Origin of the sequence: Variovorax sp. UC74_104 (assembly GCF_044055375.1) — a bacterium.
Classification (GTDB): domain Bacteria; phylum Pseudomonadota; class Gammaproteobacteria; order Burkholderiales; family Burkholderiaceae_C; genus Variovorax.
Map to the genome: position 1 here is coordinate 2611180 of NZ_CP171978.1, position 12759 is coordinate 2623938.

The 12759-nt window shown below is 71.8% G+C and carries 4 protein-coding genes and 1 pseudogene; all 5 read left to right on the top strand.

Features of this window, described 5'->3' with window-relative positions:
• Positions 1-141: 141 nt before the first annotated feature.
• A pseudogene (locus ACHMXA_RS12140) lies at positions 142-8193 on the top strand (amino acid adenylation domain-containing protein); the annotation flags it as partial.
• 41 nt (positions 8194-8234) lie between these two features.
• On the top strand, positions 8235-9215 hold the full coding sequence (locus ACHMXA_RS12145) for a TauD/TfdA family dioxygenase (RefSeq protein ID WP_176664609.1): 981 nt from the start codon (positions 8235-8237) through the stop codon (positions 9213-9215).
• A gap of 32 nt (positions 9216-9247) precedes the next feature.
• Positions 9248-10162 (top strand): TauD/TfdA family dioxygenase, encoded by a 915-nt coding sequence (locus tag ACHMXA_RS12150; RefSeq protein ID WP_176664610.1) that lies wholly within the window; start codon positions 9248-9250, stop codon positions 10160-10162.
• Entirely contained in the window at positions 10159-11331 is a 1173-nt protein-coding gene (locus ACHMXA_RS12155) for a hypothetical protein (RefSeq protein WP_176664611.1), read from the top strand. Before ACHMXA_RS12150 ends, ACHMXA_RS12155 begins: the two co-directional genes overlap by 4 nt.
• Positions 11332-11355: 24 nt before the next feature.
• Positions 11356-12756, top strand: coding sequence for an alpha/beta hydrolase family protein (locus tag ACHMXA_RS12160; protein WP_395320781.1), 1401 nt, complete (start codon positions 11356-11358; stop codon positions 12754-12756).
• The last annotated feature ends 3 nt before the right edge of the window (positions 12757-12759 follow it).

The following is a 12759-nucleotide window of genomic DNA, read 5'->3' on the forward strand; positions in this document are numbered from 1 at the left end:
CGCGGCGTGTTGACGCCCGGCGTGATGGCGTCGCTGAAGCTGCACAAGCAGGCGCTGATGAACTGGGTGGCCGCCAACGACGATCGTGCTGCCGCGGCAACACAGCGGCAGAAGAAGGGGAAGGAGCAGGAGCAGCAGCCGCGCATCACCCCGGGCATGCTGCCGCTGGTGCGGCTGGAGCAGGCGCAGATCGACCGCATCGTCGCCGCCACGCCCGGTGGTGCGGGCAACGTGCAGGACATCTATCCGCTCGCGCCGCTGCAGGAGGGCATCCTGTTCCATCACCTGCTGCAGCAGCAGGGCGATGCCTACCTGACCCGGCTGCTGATGGCCTTCGACAGCCGCGAGCTGCTGGACCGCTTCGTCGCCGCGATGAACGAGGCCATCGCGCGCCACGACGTGCTGCGGACCGCCGTGCAGTGGGACGGACTGCCCGAGCCGGTGCAGGTGGTGTGGCGGCGGGCTCGGCTGGAAGTCGAGACGCTGGAGTTCGATGGCGATGGCGATGGCGATGGCGATGGCGTGCAGGCGCGGCTGCAGGCGCATGCCGACCCGGCCCGCTACCGCCTCGACGTGCGCCGCGCGCCGATGATGCGCGGCTTCGCGGCCTTCGACGAAGCGCAAGGCGGACGCTGGCTGCTGCAGATGCTCTATCACCACCTGGCGATGGACCACGTCACGCTGGAGCTGCTGGCCCACGAGGTGGCCGTGGTGATGCAGGGCCGCAGCGCCGAGCTGCCGCAGCCAGTGCCCTTTCGCAACTTCGTCGCGCAGGCGCGGCTGGGCGCACGCGAAGCCGAGCACGAGAAGTTCTTCCGCGCGATGCTGGGCGACGTCGAGCAGCCGACCGCGCCCTTCGACCTGCTCGACGTGCAGGGCAACGGCAGCGACGCGGTGCAGGCGAAGCTGCGGCTGGCGCCGGCGCTGTGCGCGGACCTGCGGCGCATTGCCCGTGGGCACGGAACCACCGCCGCCAGCGTGTTCCACCTGGCGTGGGCGCAGGTGCTCGCGCGCTGCAGCGGCAATGGCCGCGGCGACGTTGTGTTCGGCACCGTGCTGCTCGGCCGGCTGCAGGGCGGCGAAGGCGCCGACCGCGCCATGGGCATGTTCATCAACACCCTGCCGCTGCGGGTGCGGCTGGAGGGGCGCGGCGCAGGCGCTGCGCTCGGTGAGACGGCCGCCGCGCTCGCGGAACTGCTGCGCCACGAGCACGCATCGCTCACGCTGGCGCAGCGCTGCAGCGGCCTGCCCGCGAACACGCCGCTGTTCTCGGCGCTGCTGAACTACCGCCACAGCCGCGAGCAAGCAGCGGCGCAAGGTGAGCAGGGCGTCACCGGCATCCATCACCTGGAGAGCCGCGACCGCACCAACTACCCCTTCGTGCTGCACGTGGACGACCACGGCGAGGGCTTCTCCATCACCGCCGAGATCGTGAAGCAGGTGGACGCCGCGCGCATCGCCGGCTGGATGCGCGAAACCCTGGAAAACCTCGTGCGTGCGCTCGACCGGGCGCCCGACACGCCGATGCGCGACATCGAGACCCTGCCGGCGGCGGAGCGCGAGCAGGTGCTGCAAGGCTTCAACTCCACCCGCGTTGACCGCGGCGACATCGGCGAACTGGTGCACGCGCTGTTCGAGCGCCAGGCCGACAGCGACCCCTCGGCGCCCGCACTGGAGTCCGCCACCGAACGGCTGGGCTATGGCGAGCTGGAGGCCCGGTCGAACCAGCTGGCCCGGCACCTGCGCACGCTGGGCGTGGTGCCCGACCAGCGCGTGGCGATCTGCCTGGAGGGCGGGGCTGCATCGGTGATCGCGATCGTGGCCACGCTCAAGGCCGGCGGCGCCTACGTTCCGTTGGACCCCGCGCTGCCCGGCGAACGCCTGGTGCACATGCTCGCCGACAGCGCACCGCTCGTGCTGCTCACGCAGGAGCGGCTGGTGCAGCGCCTCGCCGCGCCGCCTGCCTGCGAGCGCGTGCTGCTCGACGACATCGCCGCGGCGCCATGGGCGCAGGCCGCCGCGCCGCGGCCCGACCCGCACGCGCTGGGCCTGCGCGGCGAGCACCTGGCCTACGTGATCTACACCTCCGGCTCCACCGGCGTGCCCAAGGGCGTTGTGATGCCGCACCGCGCGCTGGTCAACCTGCTGGCCTGGCAGCGCGAACAGTTGCCGGGTGCGGCGCGCACCCTGCAGTTCGCGGCGCCGGGCTTCGACGTCGCGTTCCAGGAAATCTTCTCGACGCTGGCCACGGGCGGCACGCTGGTGCCGTTGCCCGAGGAGCTGCGGCGCGACCTGCCCGCGCTAGCCGGCTGGCTCGGCGGGCAGGGCATCGAGCGGCTCTTCCTGCCCTTCATTGCGCTCAATGCCTTGAGCGAGCTGTGGTCGCAGCATGGCGCGGCGCTGCCGCCGACGCTGCGCGACCTGATCGTCGCGGGCGAGCAGCTGCGCATCACGCCGGCGATACGGCGGCTGTTCGATGGCGGCAGTACGGCGCGCCTGCACAACCACTACGGCCCCACCGAAAGCCACGTGGTCACGACGTACACGCTCGCAGGCTCCCCGGACGAATGGGACGACCTGCCGCCCATCGGCACGCCGGTCGGCAACTGCCGGCTGTATTTGCTCGATGCGCAGGGCCGGCCCGTGCCGCGCGGCGTGGCGGGCGAGATCCACATCGCCGGCGCGCAGGTGGCGCGCGGCTATCTGAACCAGCCCGCGCTGAGCGCCCAGCGCTTCCTGCGCGATTCGTTCGCGGACAACGAGCGTGCACGCATGTACCGCAGCGGCGACCTCGGCCGCTGGCGCGACGACGGCACGATCGAGTACCTCGGGCGCAACGACTTCCAGCTCAAGATCCGCGGCCACCGCGTCGAGCCCGGCGAGATCGAGGCGCGCCTCGCGGAGCTGCCCGGCGTGCGCGAGGCGGCTGTGGTCGCGCGCGAGGACGTGCCCGGCGAGAGGCGCCTTGTCGCCTACGTCGTCGCGGACGGCACGCAGGACGCCATCGACCCTGCCGGACTGCGCCGGCAGCTGGCAATCCGTCTGCCCGAACACATGCTGCCGGGCGCCTTCGTGCCGCTCGCGGCCCTGCCGCTGACTCCGAACGGCAAGCTCGACCGCAAGGCGCTGCCGGCGCCCGAGGGCCTGGCCTTCGCCCATCGAAGCTACGAGGCGACGATGGGCGAGATCGAGGACACGCTCGCGCGGATCTGGTGCGAGCTGCTCGGCATGGAACGCGTCGGGCGCAACGACGACTTCTTCGAACTGGGCGGCCACTCGCTGCTCGCGGTGCGGCTGGTGTCGCAGCTGCGCGAGCGGCTCGGCGTGGAGCTGCCGCTGCCGGCGCTGTTCACCCATCCGCGGCTTGCCGACCTGGCGCGTGAGGTGGCGCAGGCGAGCCAGAACACGCTGGGCACGATCGCGCGCGCCGACCGCTCGGCGCCGCTGCCGATGTCCTTCGCGCAGCAGCGGCTGTGGTTCATCGCGCGGGTCGATCCCGAGGCGAGCAAGGCCTACCACGTGCCCGACGCGGTGCGGCTGCGCGGCCCGCTGGACACCGTGGCGCTGCAGGCCGCCTTCGACCGCATCGTCGAGCGCCACGAGGTGCTGCGCACCCGCTTCGTCGGCATCGGCGGCGAGGTGCGGCAGGTCATCGACGCGCCGCGCGGCTTCGCGCTGCTGCACGAAGACCGGCGCGGCATCACGGACGAGGCGCTGGAGCGCATCGTGCGCGAGGAGGCGCTGCGGCCCTTCGACCTTGCGCTGGGCCCGCTGATCCGGGGCCAGCTGCTGGCTCTGGGGCCCGACGACCACGTGCTGCTGGTCACGATGCACCACATCGTCTCTGACGGCTGGTCGGGCGGGGTGCTGGCGAAGGAGTTCTCGGCGCTGTATGGCGCCTTTCGCCAGGGCCGCCCCGACCCGCTGCCGCCGCTGGCCATCCAGTACGCCGACTTCGGCATGTGGCAGCGCCAGTGGCTGCAAGGGCCATTGCTGCAGCAGCAGCTGGAGCAATGGGTGCGGCAGCTGCGCGGCGCGCCGGCCTTGCTCGACCTGCCGACCGACCGGCCGCGCCCGCCGGTGCAGGACTACCGCGGCGCCAACATCGCGGTCGAACTCGACGCGGCGCTGGGCCGGGGCCTGCGCGCGCTGGGCCAGCGCCATGGCACCACGCTGTACATGACGCTGCTCGCGGCATGGGCGGTGGTGCTGGGCCGGCTGAGCGGACAGGAGCAGGTGGTGATCGGCAGCTCGCATGCCGGGCGCAACCGCGTGGAGGTGGAGCCGCTGATCGGCTTCTTCGTCAACACGCAGGCGCTGAAGATCGATCTTTCGGACGGCCCGAGCGTGGGCGCGCTCCTGGCGCAGGCGCGGCAGACGGCGGTGCAGGCGCAGAGCCTGCAGGACGTGCCCTTCGAGCGGCTGGTGGAGGCGCTCAACCCGCCGCGCTCGCTGGCCCACCATCCGGTGTTCCAGGTGATGCTGTCGTGGCACAACACGCCCGAGGCCGGGCTCGACCTGCCCGGCCTGCAGGCGCAGAGCCTCGGCGGCGGCGCGGACAGCGCGCAGTTCGAGCTGTCGCTGGAGCTGCGCGAGAACGGCGAGGGCATTGCCGGCCAGCTCAACTACGCCTGTGCCCTGTTCGACGAGGCCACGGTGCGCCGCCAATGGCAATGCCTGGAAGCGGTGCTGCGCGCCATGGTCGCCGACGACAGCCAGCCGGTGGACCGCATCGACCTGCTCGATGCCGATGAGCGCGAGTCGATCGTGGAAGGCTTCAACGAAAGCCATGCCGCCACCGCCGAGCCCGTGCTGGTGCATGCGCTCGTCGAGGAGCAGGCGGCGCGCCGGCCCGATGCGCCGGCGATCGAATACGCGGGCGAAAGCCTGGGCTACCGCGAGCTCAACGAGCGCGCCAACCGGCTCGCCCATCACCTGCGCTCGCTTGGCGTGAAGCCCGACGACCGCGTGGCGATCTGCGCCGAACGCAGCATCGGGATGGTCGTGGCGATGCTGGCCACGCTCAAGGCCGGCGGCGCGTTCGTGCCGCTCGATCCGGTCCATCCGGACGAGCGCCTGGCGCAGATGCTGGAAGACAGCGGCGCGATCGTGCTGCTGACCCAGCAGCGCCTCGACGCAAGGCTGCAGGCGCCGCAGCGATGCGCACGCGTGCTGCTCGACGCCGAGCTGCCGGACTTGGCCGCGGCGCCGTCCACCAACCCGGATCCGGCTGCCGTCGGCCTCAGGCCCTCGCACCTGGCCTACGTGATCTACACATCGGGTTCGACCGGCGAGCCCAAGGGCGTGATGGTCGAGCACCGCAACGTGGCCTTCTTCCTGCGCGCGATGGAGGCCTGCGTGCACGGCACGGCGCCCGACTGCCGGCGCGTGGCATGGAACTCCTCCTTCGGTTTCGACATGGCCGTGAAGGCCTGGGGGCAGCTGGCCTTCGGCCGCAGCGTGTTCCTGCTGCCCGAGGCCGACCGGCTGGGCGCGCAGGAGCTGCTGGCCTTCCTCGAAACCCATCGCATCGAGGCGATGGAGTGCACGCCTTCGCACCTGCGGCTGATGCAGGGTGCGGGCCTTTTGCAGGGGCGCGCGCCGAGCCTGCGCAAGCTGCTGCTCGGCGGCGAGGCGATCGACGCGGCCACCTGGAGCACGCTGGCGGCCGTCGAAGGGCGGCTCTTCTTCAACATGTACGGGCCGACCGAATGCAGCGTGGATGCGAGCTGCGGCGTCATCGACGGGCGCCGGCCGCACATCGGGCAGGTGATGCCTGGCGCGCGGATCTACGTGCTCGACGCGGCGGGGCAGCCGGTGCCTGTCGGCGTGGCGGGCGAGATCCACATCGGCGGCGCCGGCGTCGCGCGCGGCTATCTCGGCCGGGCCGACCTCAGCGCCGAACGCTTTCCGCGCGATCCGTTCGTGCACGATGCGCAGGCACGCATGTACCGCACCGGCGACCTCGGCCGCTGGCGCGAGGACGGCACGCTCGAATACCTCGGCCGCAACGACCAGCAGATCAAGCTGCGCGGCTTCCGCATCGAGCCCGGCGAGATCGAAGCCCAACTCGCGCGGCTGCCGGGCGTGCGCGAGGCGGCGGTGGTCGTGCGCGAGGACATTCCCGGCGACAGGCGGCTTGTCGCCTACGTGGTGGCCGGCACGGAAACGCCCGATCCGGCGAAGCTGCGCGCCGGCCTGGCCGCGCACCTGCCCGAGTACATGCTGCCTTCGGCCTTCGTGGCGCTGGCCGCGCTGCCGCTCACGCCCAACGGCAAGCTCGACCGAAAGGCGCTGCCCGCGCCCGACGCGCAGGGCCTGGCGCTGGGCCGCTACGAGGCGCCGCGGGGCGAGGCGGAATGCACCATCGCCGCGCTCTGGTCGGAGCTGCTGGGCATTGAGCGCATCGGCCGCCACGACAACTTCTTCGACCTGGGCGGCTACTCGCTGATGGTGTTCCAGGTCATCGAGGGGCTCAAGCAGAAGGGCTACGAGGTCGCGCTGCAGGACGTGCTGCTGGCGCAGCAGCTCAGCGCGCTGGCCGAGCTGATCGGCAAGCCGCGCGAGAACGTGGCGGACGCAAATGCGCAGTGGGTGACCATCCGCAAGGGCGGCAACGCGCGGCGCGCGCTGGTGTTCATCCACGAGCCCAGCGGCGAGGTGCTGTCGTACGAGCGGCTGGCGCGGCACGTCGATCCGGAAGTCGGCCTCTACGGCATCCGCGCCGACCGCGACGCGGTGCAGGCCGGAAGCCGCTACGAGGACCTGGCCGCGGGCTACGTGCGGCTGATCCGCGAGGCGCTGCCGCGCGGGCCCTACCGGCTCGCGGGCTGGTCGGCTGGTGGCGTGCTGGCTTTCGAGGTCGCGCGGCAGCTGATCGCGGCGGGCGAGCGGGTCGAGTTCCTCGGGCTCGTCGACAGCTGGCACCCCGGCGCGGGCGAGCGCGGCGTGTCCGAACTGGGCGAGCAGGACCGCAAGCTGCTGCTGGTGGCCTTCGCCGAGTACTACGGGCGCAAGCTGGAGGCGGGCGAGATCGAGCGGCTTCTCGCGGCCGACGGCCTGCCCGCGGCGATCGCGCTGGCGCGCGCAGAGGGGTGGCTGAAGAAGGACATGAGCCCGGCCGAGTTCGACGCGCGCGCGGGGCTCTGGTTCGAGCTGCGCGCGGCAGCCCATCGCTATCACGCGCGGCCGCTGGAGCTCGATGCGCACCTGTTCTCGGCACTGCCGGGGGATGCGGGCGACCCTACCAACGGCTGGGGCGCGGTCTTCGGCAACCGGCTGCAGGTGCATCCGGTGGGCGGCGACCACTGGAGCATCATGATGGACACCGGGCACGCGGCGCGTGTCGGCGCCGCGATCGATTCGATCCTGGCCCGGCTCGATGGCACGGCGAGTGCGCCTGCCGTGGCCGGCCGCCCACCGGCGCACGGTGCGGCGGTGACGATCAGAAGCGGGGGCACGCAGGCACGCAAGGTGTTCTGCCTGCCGGGGGCGGGTGCCAATGCGACTTCGTTCCTGGAGTTCGCTTCGCGCAGCCCCGGCGACGCCAGTTTCATCGGCCTGGAAGCCCCCGCGCTGCTGGGCCGCGACGGCGAGCCGCCCACGCTGCAGGAGGCGGCGCGGCGCTACGTGGATGCGATCCGCGCGCTGCAGCCGCAGGGGCCCTATCACCTGATCGGCCATTCCTTCGGCGGCTGGGTCGCGCTGGAAGCGGCGCGGCAGCTGGCCGGAGCCGGTGCGACGGTCGCGCCGGTGGTGCTGGTCGACACCGATGCGCCGCGCACCGAAGGTTTCGGCGACCGCGCCCACGCGCTGCGCGAGTACCTGGCACTGATCCGGCTGCAGGGCGGAAAGGAGCACGGGCTCGACGCCAGCACGCTGGCCGTGCTGCCGGCCGGCGAGCAGACGGCATCGGTCTTCGAGGCCATGCGGCGCGCCCGCCTCCTGCCGCCCAGCGCGCGGCGCGCGGACTTCGCGCCGGTGCTGGAGATGTTCTGCCGCCAGTGCGCGATCGGCTACCGCCCCGAGGGCGAGTTCACCGGCCTGGCGTTGCTGCTGCGCGCGGTTTCCGGCGACGAGGACGACGCCGTGAACCTCGACGCCTGGCGCACGCACGAGCCCCGGCTGCGCAGCTTCGACCTGCCCGGCAGCCACCACCTGTCGATCCTCAGGCCGCCGCATGTGGATCGCGTGATCGAGATCGTCGGGCGCCACTGGTACCTGGGGCAGCGCGCATGAGCGGGGCGGCGGCAACCCTCGCGGACTCGCGCGAGGCCGAGGACTTCGAGGACGGCCTTCCGCATCTCATCCACGCCGATGCCGAGCTGGCCGGTGGCAGCACGGCCGATGCCGAGGGCTGGTTCGGCGCAGCGATGCCGCGCCTGGAGCCCATGCTGCTGCGCGCAGGCGCGCTGCTGTTTCGCGGTTTCCCGTTGCGTGAGGCCGAAGACTTCCGCCGCGCGGTCGCGGCGATGGCGCCCCGGCAGCTGCTCGACTACGCGGGCGGCACCTCGCCGCGCAGCAAGGTGGCCGAGGGCGTCTACACCTCGACCGAGTATCCGAAGCAGCTGGAGATTCCGCTTCACAACGAGATGTCGTACAGCCTGCGATGGCCGCAGCGCCTCTACTTCTTCTGCGCGACCGCGCCGCAGGCGGGCGGCGAGACGCCGCTGGCCGATTCGCGGCGCGTGCTGCAGGCGATGCCGGCCTCCATCGCCGAGGAGTTCGAGCGCCGCCAATTGATGTACGTGCGCAACCTCGCGCCGGCGCATGCGCCCTACAACGCGTGGAGCAAGGCCTTCGAGACCTCCGACCGCGAGCAGGTCGAGGCCCATTGCCGCGAGATGGACATCGGCTGCGAATGGCAGCCCGGCGGCGGCCTGCGCATCCACGAGCGGCGGCCCGCCACGCGCGTGCATCCGCTGAGCGGCGAGCGCGTCTGGTTCAACCAGGTGCACCTGTTCCACGCCTCCAATACGCCGACGGGCGCCAAGGTCGATGCGCGCATCGAGGCCGGCTTGCCGATGGCGGCGTACTACGGCGACGGCGGGCGCATCGACGGCACCACGCTGGCCGCCGTGCGCGAGGTGTTGCGCGCGCAGCGGCGCACTTTCGCGTGGCGCCAGGGCGACCTGCTGGTGGTGGACAACCTGCTGGCGGCGCACGGGCGGCTGCCCTTCGACGGGCCGCGCCGCATCCTGGTGGCCATGTCCTGAAGAGATCAACGAACGAAGCTGTGAAAGAACCCATGCAAATCACTTCGACATCCCGCGAGCCGCTGGCGCCCTGGATACGGCAGAACCGCGATCGCATCGACGAGGCGCTGTGGAGCGACGGCCACGTGCTGTTCCGCGGCTTCGAGGTCGGTGGCCTGCCGGGCTTCGAGGACTGCGCGGCCTCGGCCTGCGACGCGCTCTACAGGCACTACGGCGACCTGCCGCTGGCCAGCGCGGGCGACAACGTCTACTTCGCCACGCCGTATCCCAAGCACCTGGAGATCCGCTTCCACAACGAGGCCTCGCACACGCAGAGCTGGCCTTCGCGCCAGCTCTTCTTCTGCCTGGAGCCGGCCTCCGAGGGCGGCGAGTGGACCCTGTCCGACGGACGCCAGGTGATCGAGCGGCTGCCCGCGCAGATGCTCGAGCGCTTCCGCGAGTTGGGCCTGGTGTATCGGCGGCGCTTCATCCGCGGGCTGGACACCTCGTGGCAGCAGTTCTTCAAGGTCCAGACCCTGGACGAGCTGCGCGGGAAGATCGAGGCCAGCGGGCACGAGATCGACGCCATCTCCGAGAACGACATCACCGTGTCGTACCGCACCCATGCCGTGCTGCGGATTCCCGGGCGCGGCACCGAGGCCTGGTTCAACCAGATCCTGCTGCACCACCCCGATGCGCTGCCGGCCGAGGTCGATGCGATGCTGGGCAAGCACTTCCGCCGCGACGAGTTTCCGCGCACGGTGTTCTTCGGCGACGGCAGCCCGATCCCGGCGGACTGGGTGCGCACCATCGACCGCGTGCTGCTGGAATGCTCGGTCCGCATCCCGACCGAGGCCCACGACGTGCTGCTGGTCAACAACCTGCTGATGGCCCACGGCCGCCTGCCCTACAGCGGCAACCGCCAGGTGCGCGTGGCGCTGGGCGACATGCATGAGGTGGCCGCGTGATCCGCCGCCAGCACGTCGCCGCCGACTTCTTTGCTGAAGCCGAGGCCCTGCGCGCGGCCTATGACGAGAAGGTGGGCAACGCCTACCGACAGTCGGTCCAGTGGCAGTACTTCTGCGATCCGCGCATGTACACCTACCTGCGCACGACGCCGCAGCAGGTGTTTCCGCAGCCGCTGTGGCGGCGCTTCGACCGGCACCTGCGGCAGTGGTGCATGGAGCACGCGGGGCTGGTTCCGACCGGCGAGCCCAACCTGCACCTGATGGTCAATGGCTGCACGCTGGGCCTGCACAGCGACTTCCAGAACGGCACGCTGGGCTTCGTCTATTCGCTCACGCGCTGGCAGTCGCGCAAGTTCGCCGGCGGCGAAACGCTGCTGATGCGCGACGGCGTGCCCAGCTACAAGAAACACCACGTGCACGGCGAGGCGCTGTACGAGCTGGTGCCGGCGCAGTTCAACCAGCTGCTGCTGTTCGACGACCGCATCGTCCACGGCACGCCGGCCATCCAGGGCAGCATGGACCCGCTGGAAGCGCGCATCGCGCTGGTCGGTCACCTGCGCGCCGGCTCGCCGGTGGTGGCGGGGCCGCTGGACGAGGCTGCCGCGCGCGAAGTGGTCGCCGGATTCCATCGCGCGCTCGCCGAACCGCTGAGGCCCCTCAGGGACGTGCAGGGCGTGATGAGCTTCCGCCTCGCGGTGGCGGCCGGCGGCGGCGTGGAGTCGGTCGAGGTGCTGACCGACAACTTCGTCACCGCGCAAAGCGGCTACGAAGCGAACGACGAGGTCGCGGCGGCGCGCGCGCTGGTGCTCGATGCGGCGGCGAAGCTGCGCTTTCCGGCCGCGGGCGGGCCCTCGAAGCTCATCGCGCCGGTGCTGCTGCCGCTGCCGGAGCTGCGGCCGGTCGAGATCGCCGTTGCGCATGCCGGTCGCCCGGCCGTGTTGCGCGAGGCGCTCAAGGCGCAGCTGAAGGAGGTCGAGGCGCTGGGTTTCAGGATCGAGCCGCAGGGCGACGACTTCGCGGTGCGCGAGCCGCTGGCGGGCACGATCCGCATCGAGGGCCATCGCGTCGTCGCCTCCTTCGACGCGCCGATGTGGGTGCCCTCGCAGCGCGAGCATTTCCAGGCCGCGCTGAACGAGAAGCTGGGCATGCTGGCCCGCTACGCCGGCTGACGGGACGGCAACGGAGCGCGGGCGATGTCGATGCTCGATGGCGCGATCGTCCTGGTCGCGGTCGGCCTGGGGCTGATCGCGGCGGCGACGAGGCGGGTGAGCGGGCGCGCGGTCTTCGCGGTGTCGGCTGCGTTGCTGGCCGCCTGCGCCTTCCAGCTCTGGCGCGATGGCCTCTATTGGCAATACCTGCCCGTCCATGCGTTGCTTGCGGCGCTGCTGGTGCTCGGATGGAGGCGAAGCCGGCCGGCGCCGCGGCGCGCGCTCGCATGGCTCGGGCGCAGTGGCATCGCGGGGCTGGCCGTGGCGGCGCTGCTCGCGTGGAGCTTCGTGCCGGTGCCGGAGCTGCCCGCGCCGCACGGACCTTATGCGGTCGGCAGCCAGGTGTTCCGATGGGTGGACGGCGAGCGGGCGGAAGATGCGACCGCCGATCCGGATGACCGGCGCAACGTCGTGGTCCAGGCCTGGTATCCGGCAGAACCGGGGCAGGGCGTGGCGCCGCGCTACATCGACGGCCTGGGAAGGCTGCCGTCCTTCGTGTCGCTCATCCCCGGGCTGGCGATGCAGCGCTACGACCGCATCGACGCGCATGCGCGCCTCGACGCGCCGGTGGCTGCGCAACGGGCGCGCTGGCCGGTGGTGCTGTTCTCGCCGGGGTATGGCGCGTCGCGCGCGTTCTATTCCGGGCTTCTTGCCGACCTGGCAAGCCGTGGCTTCGTGGTGCTCGCGCTGGACCATGCCTACGAGGCGCCGGTGGTCGAACTGGCCGACGGCCGGCTCGCGACGCCAACCGAGCGCTTCCTGCCCGACGATCCGGATCGCCTGCGCTACATGAGCGAACGGCAGTCGGTGCGTGCGGCCGACCTGCGCTTCGTCGTCGGGCAGGTCGGCCGGCCCGGCGCCTTCGGGCCGATGCTGTCCGGGCGGCTCGACGCGCAACGCATCGCCGCGATCGGCCATTCCTTCGGCGGCGCGAGTGCGGTAGAGGCGGCCATGGAGGATGCGCGCATCCGCGCCGTCGCCAACATCGACGGAACGCTCTACGGCCGCGCGGCCGCCGATCCGATGCCGGTGCCGTTCCTGCTGCTGGAAAGCGATCACCGCGAGACGCGGCATTCGCGGCACTACCTGCAAGGCAACCTGGCGCTGGTGCAGCACCGCGCGCGCCGGCGGCTATCGCTACCAGATCGCCGAGGCGAATCACTACGGCTTCACGGACGTGCCGCTGTATCTGTCGGCGCCGGCGCGCTTCGCGGCTGCCGCGCTCATCGGCGGGTCGCGCGGCCCGGCGCGGACGCAGGCGGCCGGCAACGACGTGCTGGCCGCGTTCCTCGCGGGGCCGTTGCTGGATGCACCCGTCGACGTCGCTGCTGCAACGGCGCGGCATTCCGGACTTGTTGGCGAAGCGTTCGCGCCGCGATCGGGTGAGCC